Source organism: Pseudomonas sp. HP_08, assembly GCF_055284095.1.
The window spans coordinates 95,681-113,110 of record NZ_JBTOQC010000011.1; the positions used below are offsets into that span (position 1 = coordinate 95,681).

Here is a 17,430-nt window from a genome sequence, read left to right on the forward strand (position 1 = left end):
GCACTGGCGCTTATGCCCTGATAAGCACTTGAGAATAGCGCATCGCTACCAACCGGCATCAATATCAAAACTTTTTGATATTGATCTTGCGGCGTGCCCGGTCGCTGTCTAGACTGCCGCCTCATGAATATTCGCGTGCCCGCCATCGGCCATGATGCCTGCAACGAGTTGTCCGCCCTGTGCAAAGCCGGCGGCGATCCGCTGCGCCTGAATGTTCTGCGCGCGCTGACCAACGATTCGTTCGGGGTTCTGGAGCTGGCGCAGATCTTTGCCATCGGTCAGTCGGGCATGAGCCATCACCTCAAGGTCCTGTCCCAGGCCAGGCTGGTGGCGACGCGCCGCGAAGGCAACGCCATTTTCTATCGCCGCGCCCTGCCGCACCTCGATTCGACCGGCGGTCGGTTGCATGCCGCCCTGCTTGAAGAGGTCGATGCGCTGCGCCTGCCGGTCGAGGTCAAGGCGCGGGTCGATGCCGTGCATCGCCAGCGCGCAGCGGCCAGCCAGGACTTCTTTGCGCGGGTGGCCGACAAATTCCATGCCCAGCAAGACCTGATCGCAGGCCTTGGGCAATACCGCGACAGCCTGCTGGCGTTGCTCGACAAACTGCCTTTCGGCGCCGATGCCACCGTGCTTGAAGTCGGTCCCGGCGATGGCGGATTTCTGCCTGACCTGTCGCGACGCTTTGCCCATGTCACGGCGATGGACAACAGCCCGGCCATGCTCGAACTGGCGCGCGCACTGTGCGATCGCCAGGCGCTGGGCAACGTCGAGTTGCGTCTGGCCGATGCTTTGGGCGACGCTAAAGTGCAGGTCGATTGCGTCGTATTGAACATGGTGCTTCATCATTTCGCCGCACCGGCCGATGCCATTGAACAGTTGGCCGGGCACTTGCGCCCCGGCGCCAGCCTGTTGATAACGGACTTGTGCAGCCATGACCAGAGCTGGGCCAGGGAGGCCTGTGGCGATCTCTGGTTGGGCTTTGACCAGGAAGACCTGGCCCATTGGGCCATCGCCGCGGGGCTGGTCCCCGAACAGAGCCTTTACGTGGGCTTACGCAATGGTTTCCAGATCCAGGTTCGCCATTTTCAGCGACCGTCTGGCGACACTTACCCTCGGTTAAATTCAGGAAACCCGTAGACATGAGCGAATACTCACTTTTCACCTCCGAGTCCGTGTCCGAAGGACATCCGGACAAGATTGCCGACCAGATCTCCGACGCAGTCCTGGACGCCATCATCGCTGAAGACAAGTTCGCCCGTGTCGCGGTCGAAACCCTGGTCAAGACCGGCGTTGCAATCATTGCCGGCGAAGTCACCACCTCGGCCTGGGTCGACCTGGAAGATATTGTCCGTAACGTCATCCTCGACATCGGCTACAACAGCTCCGACGTCGGCTTCGACGGCGCTACCTGCGGCGTGATGAACATCATCGGCAAACAGTCGGTGGACATCGCCCAGGGCGTTGACCGCAGCAAGCCTGAAGACCAGGGCGCCGGCGACCAGGGCCTGATGTTCGGCTTTGCCAGCAACGAAACCGACGTGCTGATGCCAGCCCCGATCACCTTCTCGCACCAACTGGTGCAGCGCCAGGCCGAAGCCCGCAAGTCCGGCCTGCTGCCGTGGCTGCGCCCGGATGCCAAGTCGCAGGTGACCTGCCGCTACGAGAACGGCAAGGTTGTCGGCGTCGACGCCATCGTCCTGTCGACCCAGCACAACCCTGACGTGTCGTACAAAGACCTGCGCGAAGGCGTGATGGAGCTGATCGTCAAGCACGTGATCCCTGCGCACCTGCTGCACAAGGACACCCAGTTCCACATCAACCCGACCGGCAACTTCATCATCGGTGGCCCGGTGGGCGACTGCGGCCTGACCGGTCGCAAGATCATCGTCGACACCTACGGCGGCATGGCCCGTCACGGCGGTGGCGCGTTCTCCGGCAAGGACCCATCGAAGGTTGACCGCTCCGCCGCCTACGCCGGTCGCTATGTGGCCAAGAACATCGTGGCCGCCGGCCTGGCCGAGCGTTGCGAGATTCAGGTCTCTTACGCCATCGGTGTTGCCCAGCCGACCTCGATCTCGCTGAACACCTTCGGCACCGGCAAGCTGTCGGACGACAAGATCATCCAGCTGGTACGCGAGCACTTCGACCTGCGCCCATACGCCATCACCACCATGCTCGACCTGCTGCACCCGATGTACAAGCAGACCGCAGCCTATGGCCACTTCGGCCGTACGCCGTACGAGATGACCGTGGGCGACGACACCTTCACCGCCTTCACCTGGGAAAAAACCGACCGCGCCGCCGCCCTGCGCGCCGCTGCCGGCCTGTAATACCCCCGCAGTACGAAAAAGCCCCGCACGAGCAATCGTGCGGGGCTTTTTGTTGTATCGCGTGTCGTTATGGCCCGCGAGCTTACTGCCGGATAAATTCAACCGGCACCGCGTCAGTCAGCCAGACGCCATTGTCGGCCTGGAAGAACCTGAATCCCGCCTGCTGCATGCGTTGGGCATCAATCTGCAATACCACGGGCTTGCCATAGCGCTGGCCGACCGACACCGCCGTTTGCTCGTCCTGCGACAGGTGTACATGGTGGCGGGAGCCGGCAATCAGGCCCTGTTCAAGAATCGACTCGAGAAAGCGCGTCGCGGTGCCGTGGTACAGCAGCGCTGGCGGGGTTTTCTCGACATGCTGAAGGTCCACGGCAGTGGTCGAGTGCCCTTGTACGGCGCGAATGCGCAGGCCGTCTTCGGAGAAGGCAAAGCGTTTCTTGTCATTGCCCTCGACCACCGCCTGGATAATTTCCAGGCTCAGTACACGACCGTCACTGGCGGCACCTGCGATCAACGCATCAAGGCTGGCCCAGCCTTCGCTGTCGAGCTGCAAGCCGATGGCTTGCGGCTCATGGCGCAATACATAGCTCAGAAACTTGCTGGTTTCAGACAGCTGCTTGCTGTTCATACATGTCCCTATCGGCACTATTGAGCCTGATGAGACCCGGTATTGCGCTGGCCGGTTCCGGTCCTACGCCCGGCGCGCCACCAGCAGCGCCGAGGCAGCACTGGCCAGCAAGCCGGCGCACACGCGGTTGAACAGTTGTTTGCTGGACGGGCGAGCGAACAGTTTGCGTGCATGCACGCCCATGGTCGCGTACAGGGCGATGGCCACGCACTCAAGCGCCAGGAACAGCGCTCCCAGCACCACGAACTGAGCCGTGACTTCCCGCGACGGGTCGACGAACTGCGGCAGGAACGCGGTAAACAGCAAGATGGCCTTGGGATTGCCGATAGCGACCAGAAACTCCTGACGCGCCAGTTTGAACAGGCTGGCCGAGCCTGCATCAACCTGCTGGTCCTCCTGGGGTCTGGCGCGCCAGAGCTGCCAGGCCAGATAGAACAGATACGCCGCGCCGACGATTTTTATCACATGAAACAACCATTCACTGGTGTGCAACACCGCCGCCAGCCCCACCGCTGCCAGGCCGATCATGATCGCGAAGGCCAGCATGCGCCCGGCACTTGCGACGCAAGAGGGAGCAAAACCGTAGCGGCTCGCATTGCTTACCGAAAGCAGATTATTCGGGCCGGGCGCCATGTTCAGCGCAAAGCAGGCGGGGATAAATACCGCCAGGGTAGTCAGGTCCATGAGGGCTCTCCTAAAGCGAAACAGCAATCTGTCATGCACACCACGAGCGCTCAAGGCACAGCCAGGCGCTTTTATCCACAGCGACTGTACTGCTGCGACACACCCGCTAACGCCTTGCAAAAGCCGGTGACCATGCCAGGCGCAGGGCATGATCAAAGCTGACTAGCCTGTCAGGCATTGTTTCCAGCAAGGATGCTTTCAATGTTGTTCATCACTCGTTTTGTCATGGGGCTGGGTCTGCTTTGCGCAAGCGCAACGGCATACGCCGTGCCCTGCCCCGACTGGAATCCTGCCAGGGCCGGGCAGGAAATCAGTGCATTGCAGACGCAAATCAGCCAGTGGGACGACAGCTATTACCGGCAGGGCGTCGCGCTGATCACCGATGAAGTCTATGACCAGACCCGGCAACGGCTGGCCAACCTGAGGCAATGCTTCAAGATGCCGGCAGAGGACGACGACAACCCGCTCAAGAGCGCTAAAGGCCCCGTCGCGCACCCGGTGGCACACACGGGCCTGACCAAGCTGGCTGACGACAAGGCTGTGGCGCAATGGCTCAACGGTCGCGAAGATCTATGGATTCAGCCCAAGGTCGACGGCGTGGCGGTCACTCTCATTTATGAACAAGGCCGACTAAGTCGCGCCATCAGCCGCGGCGACGGGGTACGCGGTCAGGACTGGACCGCTCACGCCCTGCGCATGGCGGCGATTCCCGACACATTGGCGCAACCGCTCAGCGCAGTGCTGCAAGGCGAGCTGTATTGGCGGCTGAACGATCACGTACAGGCCAGCACCGGTAGCCTTAACGCGCGCAGCAAGGTGGCCGGTGCCATGGCGCGCAAAAAACCGAGCGACGCCGAACTGGCCGGGATCGCGTTGTTTGTCTGGGACTGGCCAGACGGACCTGCGCACATTCAGGCACGTCTGGCGGGCCTTGAGGCCATGGGTTTTGCCGACAGCCTGTTTTACACCCAGCCGCTGGAAAACCTTGAAAGCGCCCGTCGCTGGCGTGAGTTCTGGTATCGCCAGCCGTTGCCCTTCGCCAGCGACGGGGTGGTGCTGCGCCAGGGCCAACGCCCCGCCGCCGAACGCTGGCAGGCCAAGGCGCCTTACTGGATTGCAGCGTGGAAATACCCGTATGCCACCGCCCTGGCCGAGGTGCGCAAGGTCAATTTCAATATTGGCCGCAGCGGCCGCATCACTCCGGTGCTGGAACTGCACCCGGTGCGCCTGGACGACCGCACCATCCGCTCGCTCAGCGTCGGCTCGCTGCAACGCTGGCACGAAATGGACATTCGTCCCGGCGACCAGATCGCCTTGAGCCTCGCCGGGCTGACCATCCCGCGTCTGGACAGCGTGGTGCTGCGCAACACCGAGCGGGTCGAGCTGCAAGTACCGGACCCCAAGGCATTTCATTCGCTCAGTTGCTGGCAGCCGACACCGGGCTGTGAAAGCCAGTTCAAGGCGCGGCTGGTCTGGTTGTCCGGCAAGCAGGGGCTGAACCTGCCAGGCGTCGGCCCTGGCACCTGGGACAAGCTGCTGGAGGCCGGACTGCTCGACAATCTGCTCGACTGGATGCCCCTTGAGGCCACTGAGCTTGTTAAGATGCCGGGCCTTGGCGAGCGCAGCAGTACTAAACTGTTCACCAGCCTGCAAAGTGCACGCGACAAGCCGTTTCAGGTCTGGCTCAAGGCCCTGGGCCTGCCGCCAGCCGGTAATGCGCAATTAGGTAATAACTGGCAATCGCTGACGTTACGCAGCGTTGAACAGTGGCAGGCAGAACCGGGTATCGGCCCCGGGCGCGCTGCGCAATTGCATGCCTTTTTTCTCGACCCGCAGGTTTTAGCGCTCAGTGACCGATTGCGCGCCTTGAGTATTGCGGGTTTTTAATACCGGGTTGTCGACCTCGCCCGGCTTTCGCAAGGAGTTTGTATGAAGCGCTTTTCCCCGTTGTTGCTGTTGCTGGCCTGCAGCATCGCGCCACCTGCGCTGCTGGCCGCCGAGACGCCGCCACCGGCCTCGGAGTGCCTGCTCAAGAGCCAGGAAATCAGTAGCAAGATTCAGCAGGCCAAGGCCGATGGCAACAAACGTCAGCAAGCCGGCCTGGAAAAGGCCCTGAGCGAAACCAATGCCAATTGCAGCGAAGCGTCGCTGGTCAAGCAGCGCGAACAGAAAGTGCTGGATGCCAAGCGCGAAGTCAGCCGCCGCCAGACCGACCTGAACCAGGCCATGACCAAGGGCGACCCGGAGAAGATCAACAAGCGCAAAGACAAGCTGGCCGAGTCGCGCAAGGAATTGCTCGATGCCCAGGCTGAACTTGAGAAAGTCCAGAACTGAGCAGGCCTTTTATCAGGCGCCCGCCGGTGGAAAGGCCGAGGCGCCGAACAGGCCGATGATCAGGCCCAGGCCGACCAGCCAGGCCAGCGAACGCAGCATGGCCAGGTCAGCCAGGTAAAAAATGATGTACAGCAGGCGGCTGGTGATGAACAGCACCGCCAGCACATCGATGGTCACCAGCTGCGCATTGCCCGCGATGTGGGCAATGATCACCGCAGCGGCAAAGCCCGGCAGAATCTCGAAGCTGTTCAGTTGCGCATTATGGGCGCGCCTTGGAAACCCTTCGAGCCGGTCGAGGAAATCACGCGGGTCATGGTTATGGCCGGCCTTGAATTTACCGCTGCCGAACTTGGCGATACCCGCACAGATGATCGGCAGGAGTATGGCGATCAACACGCACCAGAAAGCGACTGTCATTTTTCCATTCCTTCAATTGAGCTTCATCACGAACATGCCAAGTAACACCAGCGCACAAGCTAAGAGCCGGGGCCGTCCGAAAGGTTCTTTGAGGTAACGCATTCCCATGATCACCACCAGCACGACGCTGATCTCGCGCAGGGCCGCCGCCTCCGCGACCGAGCCCAGTTGCATGGCCCACAGCACCAGCGCATAGCTCAGCAACACACACAATCCGACGCTCACGCCAAGCCGCCACTGCTCGCGCCAGAACATGACGAAGGCAGGCCGTCGATAAGCGACTGCCAGTAACGGAAAGGGCCAGGCACTGATCAGCGTCAGCCAGACCAGATAATCCAGCGGCCGCGCACCCAGTTTCAGTGCCTGCCCGTCGATCCAGGTATAACTGCCGATGCACAGGCCGATCAGGCCCACGACCGGCAACATCGACCAGGGCAATCGCGCCCCGCCACCGCCCTGCCAAAGCAGGCAGACCATGCCCGCAGGAATCAGCAGGATGCCCAGAATCTGTTGGGTACTCAGGTCTTCGCCAGCGAATATCAGGGTCAGGCCCAGCACCACCAGCGGCGAAAGCCCGCGCATCAAGGGATACACCAGCCCCAGATCGCCCACCCGATAAGCCTTGATCAGCAATGCGCGATACAGCAGCTCGAACAACGCCGAGGCAATCAGCCAGGGCCAGATGGACAACGCCGGCGGCGTGACAAAACCCAGCGCCAGCAGCGCAAAGACCAGCGCTACGGCGTCCATGCTGGCGATCACCAGCAAACGCTCGCCACTGAATTTGACCAGCGTGTTCCAGACGGCGTGCAGCACGGCCGCGATCAACACCAGAGCTGTCGCCAACACACCCAATCTCCTTGTTCGGTCACCGTGCAAGACAGGCCGCGAGCATAGCCGATGAGCGGTTCAGCCGACAGACTCAGGCCGCCGTCAAGCAATCCTGTGTGGCAAAAAATTTCCTCTGTGGTGCACTATTACCGGCTCCCGGTGGTCAACGCGTGCGCTTGAACCACTGAAATGCACCCTTGATATGCAATGGATACGGACTTACGGATGCTTGAACTTGCTGCTGCTTTCATTTGCCTGACCACCCTGCTCACGTATGTGAACTACCGTTTTATCGGCCTGCCGCCGACCATCGGCGTGATGGTCACCGCCCTGCTGTTTTCCCTGCTGCTGCAGAGCCTGAGCCTGATGGGCTTTCCGGGGCTTGAGGAGCGTGTCGAGCAACTGATCGGACAGATCGATTTCGGCGACCTGCTGATGAACTGGATGCTGTCCTTCCTGCTGTTTGCCGGCGCCTTGCACGTCAACCTTGCCGACCTCAAGAGCTACCGCTGGCCCATCGGCCTGCTGGCGACTTTCGGCGTATTGATCGCCACCGTGGTCATCGGCACGCTGGCCTGGTGGATCTTTGCCCTGTTCGGCTGGCACGTCAGCTTCCTCTATTGCCTGCTGTTCGGCGCGTTGATTTCGCCGACCGACCCGATCGCCGTGCTTGGCGTGTTGCGTACCGCCAATGCCTCCAAACCGCTGAAGACCACGATTGTCGGCGAGTCGTTGTTCAACGACGGCACGGCCGTGGTGGTGTTCACCGTGCTGCTGGGCATCGCGCAACTGGGTGAAACCCCGAGCGTCGGTGAAACCGCCATGCTGTTTGCCCATGAAGCCATTGGCGGCGTGCTGTTCGGCGGCCTGATCGGCTATGCCGTGTACCTGATGATCAAGAGTATCGAGCAGCATCAGATCGAGGTCATGCTGACCCTGGCGCTGGTCATCGGCGGGTCTGCGATGGCCTCCGAACTGCACGTTTCGGCCCCCATCGCGATGGTGGTCGCCGGCCTGATCATCGGTAACCTGGGGCGCAACCTGGCGATGAACGACATGACCCGTCGTTACATGGACGGCTTTTGGGAACTGCTCGACGACATGCTCAACGCCCTGCTGTTCGCGCTGATCGGCATGGAGCTGTTGCTGCTGCCGTTCTCGTGGCTGCACTTGTTGGCGGCCGGCATGCTGGCGGTGGCCATTCTGCTGGCGCGCTTCATCACCGTGGCCCCGGCCATCGTGTTGCTGCGCCGCTGGCGCAACGTGCCGCAAGGCACCATTCGAATCCTGACCTGGGGCGGCCTGCGCGGCGGCGTGTCGGTCGCCCTGGCCCTGGCCTTGCCGCTAGGACCGGAGCGCGATGTGTTGCTGAGCATTACCTACATCGTGGTGCTGCTGTCGATCCTGTTACAAGGACTGACCATCGGCAAGCTGGTGCGCTCGGTCACCGGCCAGCCCCAGGCACCGGCTTCGGCACTCGATTCGGCGCACTGACCGAATGCATGCTAAAGCGTGCATAAATTGTGTTAAAAAAAACACCTCGGCAGACCACGGTCTGTTGAGGTTCAATCATGGCCGAGTCCGGTTAGCGCTTCGCAGGAGCCAGCATGTCCACCCACGACGAGATCGCCCCGACAGGCGGTACGCCAATGATTCCCGATCAACGCCGTGAATTGATGCTGCGCCAGTTGCGCAAGCATCAGGTGCTGAGCGTCCACCAGTTGATGGAAATGTTCGATTGCTCGCACATGACCATCCGCCGCGACATTGCCCTGCTCGAACAGGAAGGCCGCGCCTATTCGGTCAGCGGCGGCGTGCGTATTGCCAGCCAGTTGCACAGCGAGCCCAGCCACCAATCCAAGGCGGTGGTGGAATTGCCGCAGAAGCAGGCCATGGCGCAGCTGGCGGCGCAGTTGCTGCACCCGGACATGACCGTTTATCTGGACGCCGGCACCACCACACTGGAAATCGTGCCGTACATCATCGCCCTGTCGGGCATGACCGTGGTGACCAACGATTTCGGCATCGTTCATGCGCTGGCCGATGCCGGGCACGTGGATGTGATTCATACCGGCGGCCTGCTCGATCACCCCAACCTGTCCAGCGTCGGTGGCCTGGCGGCGGCGACCCTGCGCCAGCTGGCCACCGACATCGCCTTCATGTCGACCAGTTCCTGGGATTTGCAGCGCGGCACCACCACGCCCTCGGCGCTGAAGGTCGAGCTCAAGCAGGCGGCGATGCAGTCGGCATCGCGCAGCGTGCTGATCGCTGCCAGCTCCAAGTACGGCACCTTCGGCATGTACAAGATCGCGCCACTGGAGCAGTTCGACACCCTGATTACCGACACCGCCCTGGCCAGCGCGGCGGCCGACAGCATTCGCAAACAAGGCATCGAGTTGCAGCTGGCGACGGTTTAGCAGCTATTGTCTTCACCCACAAAGCCCCTTTCGAGGGGCTTTTTGCTGTGTGAACATTTGTTAATCGTAAATATCACTTCACATTAATCGTTCACTGATTCACTATCAGATTCACATTTCAGAACAATGTTAGCCGTCTGTTGGTATGACGAGCAGCGGCACAGACCGAGGATGATGCAATGACCCAATCCAATGTTGGTGTGATCGGCCTGGGCGCCATGGGCTTGGGCATTGCCCGCTCGCTGTTGCGCAATGGCTTCAACGTGCATGCCTGCGACGTGCGCAGCGAAGTGGTCCAGGCGTTCGCCGCTGAGGGCGGTGTGGCCGCGACCTCGCCTGCCGCGCTGGCCGCTGCCTGCGACATCATCATCACGGTGGTGGTCAACGCCGAACAGACTGAAACCGTATTGTTCGGTGATAACGGTGCCGTCGCTGCACTGCGTCCCGGCAGCCTGGTGATCGGTTGCGCCACCGTGGCGCCCACCTTTGCCGTCGAGCTGGGCCAGCGCCTGGCCGACCTGGGCCTGTTGTACCTCGATGCGCCGATCTCCGGCGGTGCGGCCAAGGCGGCTGCCGGCCAGATGACCATGATGACCTCGGCACCAGCCGACGCCTATGCCAAGGCCGAAGCCGTTCTGGCCGGCATGGCGGGCAAGGTCTATCGCCTGGGCAACGTCCATGGCCTGGGCTCGAAAGTCAAAATCATCAACCAGTTGCTGGCCGGCGTGCACATCGCTGCCAGCGCCGAAGCCATGGCGCTGGGCCTGCGCGAAGGCGTCGATGCCGATGCCCTGTACGAAGTGATCACCAACAGCGCCGGCAACTCGTGGATGTTCGAGAACCGCGTGCCGCACATCCTCAAGGCCGACTACACGCCGCTGTCTGCCGTGGATATTTTCGTCAAGGACCTGGGCCTGGTACTGGATACCGCCCGCGCCAGCAAATTCCCGCTGCCGCTGTCGGCCACCGCGCACCAGATGTTCATGCAGGCTTCGAGCGCCGGTTTCGGCCGTGAAGACGACTCGGCTGTGATCAAGATTTTCCCGGGCATCACCCTGCCGACCGCCAAGTCCGAGGAATAAGCGATGACCGTTAATTCCCGCCCGCTGCTGGGCTGCATCGCCGACGACTTCACCGGCGCCACGGACCTTGCCAACATGCTGGTGCGCGGCGGCATGCGCACCGTGCAGAGCATCGGTATCCCGTCGGCAGAAATGGCTGCCGGCCTGGACGCCGACGCCATCGTTATCGCCTTGAAGTCGCGTACCACGCCTTCGGCCGAGGCCGTCGAGGAATCTCTTGAGGCCCTGCAATGGCTGCGCGATCGCGGCTGCGAGCAGATTTTCTTCAAGTACTGCTCGACCTTCGACTCGACCGCAGCCGGCAATATCGGCCAGGTCAGCGACGCACTGCTTGCGCAACTGGGCAGCGACTTCACCGTGGCCTGCCCGGCCTTCCCGGAAAACGGCCGCACGATTTTCCGTGGCCACCTGTTCGTTCAGGACCAGTTGCTGAGCGAATCGGGCATGCAGAATCACCCGCTGACGCCGATGAACGACGCCAACCTGGTGCGCGTGCTGCAAGCGCAGACCAAGGGCAAGGTCGGCCTGCTGCGTTACGACACCGTGGCCAAAGGCCCGGAAGCGGTCCGTGCGCGCATCGACGAACTGCGCGCCGAAGGCGTGAGCATGGCGATTGCCGATGCCGTGTCCGACGCCGACCTGTATGTGCTGGGCGAAGCCTGCGCCGACCTGGCGCTGCTGACCGGCGGTTCGGGCCTGGCGCTGGGCCTGCCGGAAAACTTCCGCAAGGCCGGCAAACTGCGCGCCCTTGATGCCGCGCAAAAGATCGATATCGCTGGCGGCGAAGTGGTCCTGGCCGGCAGCGCCTCGGTGGCCACCAATGGTCAGGTCGCGGTGTGGCTGCAAGCCGGTCGCCCGGCCCTGCGCATCAACCCGCTGGAGCTGGCCGACGGCAAGCCTGTGGTCGAGCAGGCCATCGCCTTTGCCCGCGATGCCGGCCAGACCGTGCTGATCTATGCCACCAGCACCCCTGACGAAGTCAAAGCCGTGCAGCAGAAACTCGGCGTAGAGCGCTCCGGCGCGATGGTCGAAGAAGCGCTGGGCCAGATCGCCAAAGGCCTGCTGGACGCCGGCGTACGCCGCTTCGTGGTCGCCGGCGGCGAAACTTCCGGTGCCGTGGTTCAGGCGCTGGGCGTGCAATTGCTCAAGATCGGCGCGCAGATCGATCCAGGCGTACCGGCCACCGTCAGCGACGGCGAACAGCCGCTGGCGCTGGCCCTCAAGTCGGGCAACTTCGGCGCGCCGGACTTCTTCGCCAAGGCGCTCAAGCACCTGGCAGGAGCAGCGTGATGAGCAATGAACAAGCTCTGCGTGAAGAAATCTGCGATGCCGGTCGCTCGCTCTATGGCCGTGGCTACACGGTCGGCAGCGCCGGCAACATCAGCGCACGCCTCGACGACGGCTGGCTGATCACGCCGACCGACGCCTGCCTGGGCCGCCTGCAGCCGGACGAGATTGCCAAGGTCAACCTGCAAGGCGAATGGGTGTCGGGCAGCAAGCCGTCCAAGACCCTGGCCCTGCATCGCCAGGTCTACGACCGCAACCCGCAGGTCGGCGGCGTGGTGCACACCCACTCCACGCATTTGGTGGCCCTGACCCTGGCCGGCGTCTGGCGTGAAGACGACATCTTGCCGCCGCTGACCCCTTATCAAGTGATGAAGGTCGGGCACATTCCGCTGATCGGCTATCAACGCCCGGGCTCGCCTCTGGTGGCCGAGCGTGTGGCGCAACTGGCCAACAGCGTGCGCGGCGTGATGCTCGAGCGCCTGGGGCCGGTGATCTGGGAAAGCTCGGTGGCCAAGGCCTGCTATGCCCTGGAAGAACTCGAAGAGACCGCGCGCCTGTGGCTGATGACCAACCCCAAGCCTGCGCCGCTGTCGGACCAGGCCCTGGAAGAACTGCATCAGACGTTCGGTACGAAGTGGTAATCGCGTCTCGATAAATCCAAAACAAGCCGTACCCGCGGCTTGTGCCAACTCCGGTGCTGCCGGAACACAATAAAAACAGGAAGCAAGCATGACTCCACTAATGTTGATGCTGATTGCCGGCGCAGGTATCGCCCTGTTGCTGTTTCTGGTTCTGAAGTACAAATTCCAGCCCTTTGTCGCCCTGATGCTGGTCAGCATCATCGTGGCCCTGGTCGCCGGCGTTAAGCCTGCCGATCTGGTCGCCACGATCGAAGGCGGCATGGGTAAAACCCTCGGTCACATCGCGATCATCATTGCCCTGGGCGCGATGATCGGGCGCATCATCGAGTTGTCTGGCGGTGCCGAGGCCCTGGCCAAGACGCTGATCCAGCGCTTTGGCAACAAGCGCACGCCACTGGCGTTGACCGTGGCCGGTTTCATGGTCGGCATCCCGGTGTTCTTCGAAGTCGGGGTGATCATTCTGATGCCGCTGGCGTATGGCGTGGCCCGTGCGGCACGCAAGCCGCTGCTGATTTTCGCCCTGCCGATGTGCGCCGCCTTGCTGGCCGTGCATGCCTTCCTGCCGCCGCACCCTGGTGCCGTCGCTGCCGCCAGCCAACTGGGCGCCGATCTGGGCCGGGTACTGCTGCTGGGCATTCCGATGGTCGCGGTACTGTGCGCAATCGGCTACTTCGTGGCCGGCCGCATGACCCGCAAGACCTACCCGATGACCGACGATATCCGCGCCGAAGTCTATGGCCCGCACGTCACCAACGCCGACCTGGAAGCCTGGGCCCGCAACGACTACTCCACCGTGCGTGAAGCGTCCGACGCCAAGGAGTTCGGTGCCGAAGCCAACGCCAGCAGCCTGGCCAAGAGCCTGCCGCCAGCGCCTGCACCGGGCTTCGGTCTGATCATTGCCCTGATCCTGCTGCCGATCGTGTTGATTCTGCTTGGTACGCTGGCCACCACCATGCTGCCGGCCGGCACCCTGCTGCGCGATGTGCTGACCGTACTCGGCGCGCCGCTGGTGGCGCTGCTGATCGACACCCTGCTGTGCGCCTGGCTGCTCGGTTCGCGCCGTGGCTGGAGCCGCTCGCAAGTGTCGGACGTGATCGGCTCGGCCCTGCCGGGCGTGGCCATGGTGATCCTGATTGCCGGCGCCGGTGGCGTATTCGGCAAGGTTCTGGTCGACACCGGTATCGGTGCCGTGGTCTCTGAAGCGCTGCGCAACACCGGCCTGCCGGTCCTGGCACTGGGCTTCATCCTGACCCTGCTGCTGCGCGCCGTACAAGGTTCCACCACCGTGGCGCTGGTCACCACCGCCGGTATCCTCAGCCCGCTGATCGCGACCCTCGACCTGTCGGCCAACCACCTGGCCCTGCTGTGCCTGGCCATGGGCGGTGGCGGTCTGGCCATGTCGCACATCAACGACGCCGGCTACTGGATGTTCACCAAACTGGCCGGCCTGAACGTCGCCGACGGCTTGCGGACCTGGACCGTACTGGTCACCCTGCTGGGCACATTAGGGTTCTTGATGACCCTGGTCATGTGGCCTTTCGTCTGAGGCAGTGTGAAAGCCACCGGGTTTTCAAACCACCTCAACTGATCTTCGAAGACTGGAGTTAACATGCCTCGTTTCGCCGCCAACCTCAGCATGCTGTACCCACAGCATGACTTTCTGGATCGCTTCGCTGCCGCTGCTGCCGACGGCTTTGCGGCGGTCGAGTACCTGTTCCCGTACGACTACAGTCCCCAGGAGCTGAAAAAGCGCCTGGACGACAACGGTCTGGTACAGGCGCTGTTCAATGCCCCACCGGGCGACTGGGCAGCCGGCGAGCGCGGCATTGCCAGCCTGCCAGGACGCGAAGAAGAGTTTCGCAGCGGCGTGGCCAAGGCGCTGGAGTACGCACAAGTGCTGGGCAACGACCGCATCCACGTGATGGCCGGCTTGCTGCCCGACGAAAGCCTGCGCGAACATCACCAGGCGGTGTATCTGGAAAACCTGGCCTATGCCGCCGCACAGGCAAAGCCGTTCGGTATCACCGTGCTGATCGAGCCGATCAACACCCGCGACATGCCGGGCTTCTTCCTGAACCGTCAGGACCAGGCGCAGGCCATCGTCAAGCAGGTCGGCGCCGATAACCTCAAGGTGCAGTTCGACCTTTACCACTGCCAGATCGTCGAAGGCGACCTGACCAGCAAACTGCGCCGCGACTTTGCCGGCATCGGCCACATCCAGATCGCTGGTGTGCCGGACCGTCACGAACCGGACCTGGGCGAGCTGAACTACGCGCACCTGTTCGAGGTGATCGACCAGTTGGGCTACACCGGCTGGGTGGGCTGTGAATACCGTCCGAAAGGCGACACCAGCGAAGGCCTGGAATGGCTGCGCCGCCTCAAGGCGTAACAACCATTGCGTACGGCCGGGCGGCCTGCGTCATTCGTCGCCCGGCAGGTCGAACTGGTCCTTGATATAGCGGATTTCAGTACGGCCATGCGGCGCCGGCAGGCCGTCGTCGCCCAGGTTGACGAAGACCATCTTCTCGACAGTCAGAATGCTTTTACGGGTGATCTTGTTGCGCACCTGGCAATGCAGGGTGATCGAGGTACGACCGAACTCGGTGGCGGTGATGCCCAGTTCGATGATGTCGCCCTGGCGCGAGGCGCTGACAAAGTTGATCTCGGAGATGTACTTGGTCACCACCCGCTGGTTGCCCAGCTGGACGATGGCATAGATCGCCGCCTCTTCATCGATCCAGCGCAACAGGCTGCCACCGAACAGCGTGCCGTTGGGGTTGAGGTCTTCGGGCTTCACCCATTTGCGCGTATGAAAGTTCATGCTGTCTCCTGACATCTGACCTAAAGATGTTGCCATCATGGCAGAGCGAAACGCTCACGCCCATGCCTGCCTTTATACGACGCCCTCCTCGATTCGCCATGCCCTGGCCTGCTCCACGGTCTGTGATGTCCACAGCGTGGCCGGCAAGCGATTGCGCGACTGGTAACCGCCAATGATTGCATCCAGCGCCTGATTGACCTCGCCTGCCGTCGTGGCCTGCAACAGTTGCTGGTCGGCGCGCAGCAACAGCCCGGTATTGGCCTCGGTCTGCCAGAGCAGGTGCAGCGAAGCAAAGACCAGCACTTTTCTGATATTGCCGGCAATCACCCGGATTTCTCGCTGGCGCATCAGCACGCGCGCTGCCGCCAGCACCGGTGACTGCACAGGCACTCTGCGCCGGGTATCGAGCAGTCGCTTGAAGGCCAGCCGATCGTGGCGGTTCAGTTGCAGCGCCAGCCATTGAACATCGGCAGAAGTGGCCGCGTGTTCATCGAGCGCCGTCAGGGCCGTGGCGATGTCGCCGGTCAGTGTTATCGAGGCATGTGGATCGAGCGCTGCGATGGCGGCCTGCAGTTGTGCAAGCAGATCGTGCGCCGTGCGGCGCCACGCCAGCAGGTGCGTGGCGGCCGGCACACGTTCGACGCTGGCGAGCATGTCGTCATCCAGGCTTTGCAGCGCTTCGTGCAATGAATCGAAGTCATAGCCTTCACGCCGCCCGGCACGCTCGGCCAGGTGCTTCCTGACGGCCTGCTCCAGTTGCTGTTGCAGGTGATTTCTGATCTCCGGGCTCATGGCGAAATTCAATGTGCCGTTCAAGGCCCCCGTGAAATCGCCGCGCTCGGTGCGCAGCGGCACCACCACGGTTTGCGCCGCGAAGCTCTTGAGATTGAGGTTCTGCCATTCGCTCTGCGCCGACGCCGGCGCCCCGGCCAGCCAGTCGGTCAGCAAGGTCCTCAGCCCTCCACGACGACTGACGGCGCGGCTTTGCTCGAAGGTCAGAATCAGCATGTCGGCACCCGATAACAGGTCGATGGCCAATCCCGGATCGAGCAGTTGCGGCACCGGTGTATTGAGCAGCACGCCACCGTCCTGGAAAAAGGTCAGCTCATCGAACGCCTGAAAATCCAGGCCTTCCTGGCCCGGCTGACGAAACACCACCGGCAAGGAGGCCGACACATGTGCGGCCTGGGCGATGTCCAGATCGGGGGTCAGCGCCGCACCGAACACCACCAGCTGCGGCGCCCCGGCAAACATGGCCGTCCCGGTGATATTGAGCTGTTTGATCCGGGGAATATGCAGGTTCAGCAGCGCAAGGTCGGCGAAGGTCACCGCGCCGTCGGCCTGTAGACGCTCGCGCACGGCCAGCACATCGGCCGGGTGTGCATCGTTGATCAGCAACAGTACGGCAGCGCGGGCGGTGTCGCGGATCAGCGCCTGCAGTGGCAGCGCCTCAGTGCCGATACGCGGCAATACGCTCAGGAGCAAATGGGTAAAACTGCCAGCCGTGCCGGGCAGCACGCCTCCTGCGCGCTCACCCAGCCGGGCCAGGCTGCGTTGCAACCCGCCGACATTGACATCGCGACTGTCGAGCAGGGCCAAAAGATCAGTGCTGTCGATCAATTCATCGAATTGCCCGGCGGGCATGCCGGCGGCAATCAGCGCCGCCATGATCGCGCCGGCAGACGATCCGTGAACGGACTCAATGCCCGGCAGTACGCCCAGGTTCTCCAGTGCCGTCACCGCCCCCGAATAGGCAAAGCCCTTGGCACCGCCGCCGCTGAGAATCAGCTTGCGGATCGGCGGGCTGTCCAGTTCAAGGCGGGTGGCGCCGTTATCGCCTTGCAGAAGCGTGATGCCGCGGCTGCCCGCCTGCTCGACGATGACGCTGGCGGGCTCGATTCCTTTCGAGGGGCTGTTCACAGTGCTGCTCCTTGCGCGCGGTTGGTCGGTGTCGAGGA

At 62.6% G+C, this 17,430-nt stretch carries 17 protein-coding genes; 11 read left to right on the forward strand and 6 right to left on the reverse strand.

The window, feature by feature from the left end; translation table 11 throughout:
• The first annotated feature begins 123 nt into the window (after positions 1-123).
• Both ACYAS9_RS11320 and metK read left to right on the forward strand, forming a co-directional pair.
• Positions 124-1,137, forward strand: coding sequence for an ArsR/SmtB family transcription factor (locus ACYAS9_RS11320; protein ID WP_463568382.1), 1,014 nt, complete (start codon positions 124-126; stop codon positions 1,135-1,137).
• A 2-nt stretch (positions 1,138-1,139) separates the two neighbouring features.
• Complete coding sequence (gene metK / locus ACYAS9_RS11325) at positions 1,140-2,330, forward strand: methionine adenosyltransferase (RefSeq protein ID WP_463568383.1); 1,191 nt, start codon at positions 1,140-1,142, stop codon at positions 2,328-2,330.
• An 82-nt stretch (positions 2,331-2,412) separates the two neighbouring features.
• Here the strand turns inward: metK and ACYAS9_RS11330 are convergent, their stop codons facing one another.
• Complete coding sequence (locus tag ACYAS9_RS11330) at positions 2,413-2,958, reverse strand: RNA 2'-phosphotransferase (protein ID WP_463568384.1); 546 nt, start codon at positions 2,956-2,958, stop codon at positions 2,413-2,415.
• A gap of 63 nt (positions 2,959-3,021) precedes the next feature.
• The gene (locus tag ACYAS9_RS11335) at positions 3,022-3,642 is read right to left on the reverse strand and encodes a LysE family translocator (RefSeq protein WP_463568385.1); all 621 of its coding nucleotides are present in this window, start codon (positions 3,640-3,642) and stop codon (positions 3,022-3,024) included.
• Positions 3,643-3,843: 201 nt separating this feature from the next.
• On the opposite strand from ACYAS9_RS11335, the gene ligB reads away from it, so the two are divergent.
• Entirely contained in the window at positions 3,844-5,529 is a 1,686-nt protein-coding gene (ligB, locus tag ACYAS9_RS11340) for an NAD-dependent DNA ligase LigB (protein ID WP_463568386.1), read from the forward strand.
• A 42-nt stretch (positions 5,530-5,571) separates the two neighbouring features.
• Entirely contained in the window at positions 5,572-5,976 is a 405-nt protein-coding gene (locus ACYAS9_RS11345; RefSeq protein WP_463568387.1) for a DUF1090 domain-containing protein, read from the forward strand.
• Between the two features lie 12 nt (positions 5,977-5,988).
• Here ACYAS9_RS11345 and ACYAS9_RS11350 read toward each other — a convergent pair whose 3' ends face one another.
• Positions 5,989-6,393 (reverse strand): MAPEG family protein, encoded by a 405-nt coding sequence (locus ACYAS9_RS11350; protein ID WP_463568388.1) that lies wholly within the window; start codon positions 6,391-6,393, stop codon positions 5,989-5,991.
• 12 nt (positions 6,394-6,405) lie between these two features.
• Positions 6,406-7,242, reverse strand: a complete 837-nt coding sequence (locus tag ACYAS9_RS11355; RefSeq protein ID WP_463568389.1) for an EamA family transporter — start codon at positions 7,240-7,242, stop codon at positions 6,406-6,408.
• 207 nt (positions 7,243-7,449) lie between these two features.
• On the opposite strand from ACYAS9_RS11355, the gene ACYAS9_RS11360 reads away from it, so the two are divergent.
• The 7 genes from ACYAS9_RS11360 to otnI all read left to right on the forward strand — a co-directional run bounded on the left by ACYAS9_RS11360 (position 7,450) and on the right by otnI (position 15,040).
• Entirely contained in the window at positions 7,450-8,718 is a 1,269-nt protein-coding gene (locus ACYAS9_RS11360) for a cation:proton antiporter (RefSeq protein ID WP_463568390.1), read from the forward strand.
• A gap of 113 nt (positions 8,719-8,831) precedes the next feature.
• Complete coding sequence (locus tag ACYAS9_RS11365) at positions 8,832-9,641, forward strand: DeoR/GlpR family DNA-binding transcription regulator (RefSeq protein ID WP_463568391.1); 810 nt, start codon at positions 8,832-8,834, stop codon at positions 9,639-9,641.
• A gap of 179 nt (positions 9,642-9,820) precedes the next feature.
• Complete coding sequence (gene ltnD / locus ACYAS9_RS11370) at positions 9,821-10,723, forward strand: L-threonate dehydrogenase (protein ID WP_463568392.1); 903 nt, start codon at positions 9,821-9,823, stop codon at positions 10,721-10,723.
• Positions 10,724-10,726: 3 nt separating this feature from the next.
• Positions 10,727-12,013 (forward strand): 3-oxo-tetronate kinase, encoded by a 1,287-nt coding sequence (otnK, locus tag ACYAS9_RS11375; RefSeq protein WP_463568393.1) that lies wholly within the window; start codon positions 10,727-10,729, stop codon positions 12,011-12,013.
• Entirely contained in the window at positions 12,013-12,651 is a 639-nt protein-coding gene (gene otnC / locus ACYAS9_RS11380) for a 3-oxo-tetronate 4-phosphate decarboxylase (RefSeq protein WP_463568394.1), read from the forward strand. The genes otnK and otnC overlap by 1 nt, the downstream gene beginning before the upstream one ends.
• A gap of 88 nt (positions 12,652-12,739) precedes the next feature.
• A complete protein-coding gene (locus ACYAS9_RS11385; RefSeq protein ID WP_463568395.1) occupies positions 12,740-14,197 on the forward strand; it encodes a GntT/GntP/DsdX family permease in 1,458 nt (485 codons plus the stop codon).
• A 63-nt stretch (positions 14,198-14,260) separates the two neighbouring features.
• Positions 14,261-15,040, forward strand: coding sequence for a 2-oxo-tetronate isomerase (gene otnI / locus ACYAS9_RS11390; protein WP_463568396.1), 780 nt, complete (start codon positions 14,261-14,263; stop codon positions 15,038-15,040).
• Between the two features lie 30 nt (positions 15,041-15,070).
• Here otnI and ACYAS9_RS11395 read toward each other — a convergent pair whose 3' ends face one another.
• Both ACYAS9_RS11395 and ACYAS9_RS11400 read right to left on the reverse strand, forming a co-directional pair.
• On the reverse strand, positions 15,071-15,472 hold the full coding sequence (locus tag ACYAS9_RS11395) for an acyl-CoA thioesterase (protein ID WP_463568397.1): 402 nt from the start codon (positions 15,470-15,472) through the stop codon (positions 15,071-15,073).
• 72 nt (positions 15,473-15,544) lie between these two features.
• Positions 15,545-17,392, reverse strand: a complete 1,848-nt coding sequence (locus tag ACYAS9_RS11400; protein WP_463568398.1) for a patatin-like phospholipase family protein — start codon at positions 17,390-17,392, stop codon at positions 15,545-15,547.
• Positions 17,393-17,430: the final 38 nt, after the last annotated feature.

What these genes read in the sequence shown, in the direction of transcription:
- otnK (WP_463568393.1), top strand. Translation starts at nt 10,727, where the DNA reads ATGACCGTTAATTCCCGCCCGCTGCTGGGCTGCATCGCCGACGACTTC.
- otnC (WP_463568394.1), top strand. Translation starts at nt 12,013, where the DNA reads ATGAGCAATGAACAAGCTCTGCGTGAAGAAATCTGCGATGCCGGTCGC.
- ACYAS9_RS11345 (WP_463568387.1), top strand. Translation starts at nt 5,572, where the DNA reads ATGAAGCGCTTTTCCCCGTTGTTGCTGTTGCTGGCCTGCAGCATCGCG.
- ACYAS9_RS11385 (WP_463568395.1), top strand. Translation starts at nt 12,740, where the DNA reads ATGACTCCACTAATGTTGATGCTGATTGCCGGCGCAGGTATCGCCCTG.
- ACYAS9_RS11395 (WP_463568397.1), bottom strand. Translation starts at nt 15,472, where the DNA reads ATGAACTTTCATACGCGCAAATGGGTGAAGCCCGAAGACCTCAACCCC.
- ACYAS9_RS11330 (WP_463568384.1), bottom strand. Translation starts at nt 2,958, where the DNA reads ATGAACAGCAAGCAGCTGTCTGAAACCAGCAAGTTTCTGAGCTATGTA.
- ACYAS9_RS11350 (WP_463568388.1), bottom strand. Translation starts at nt 6,393, where the DNA reads ATGACAGTCGCTTTCTGGTGCGTGTTGATCGCCATACTCCTGCCGATC.
- otnI (WP_463568396.1), top strand. Translation starts at nt 14,261, where the DNA reads ATGCCTCGTTTCGCCGCCAACCTCAGCATGCTGTACCCACAGCATGAC.
- ACYAS9_RS11335 (WP_463568385.1), bottom strand. Translation starts at nt 3,642, where the DNA reads ATGGACCTGACTACCCTGGCGGTATTTATCCCCGCCTGCTTTGCGCTG.
- ACYAS9_RS11320 (WP_463568382.1), top strand. Translation starts at nt 124, where the DNA reads ATGAATATTCGCGTGCCCGCCATCGGCCATGATGCCTGCAACGAGTTG.
- ACYAS9_RS11365 (WP_463568391.1), top strand. Translation starts at nt 8,832, where the DNA reads ATGTCCACCCACGACGAGATCGCCCCGACAGGCGGTACGCCAATGATT.
- ligB (WP_463568386.1), top strand. Translation starts at nt 3,844, where the DNA reads ATGTTGTTCATCACTCGTTTTGTCATGGGGCTGGGTCTGCTTTGCGCA.
- ACYAS9_RS11360 (WP_463568390.1), top strand. Translation starts at nt 7,450, where the DNA reads ATGCTTGAACTTGCTGCTGCTTTCATTTGCCTGACCACCCTGCTCACG.
- ltnD (WP_463568392.1), top strand. Translation starts at nt 9,821, where the DNA reads ATGACCCAATCCAATGTTGGTGTGATCGGCCTGGGCGCCATGGGCTTG.
- metK (WP_463568383.1), top strand. Translation starts at nt 1,140, where the DNA reads ATGAGCGAATACTCACTTTTCACCTCCGAGTCCGTGTCCGAAGGACAT.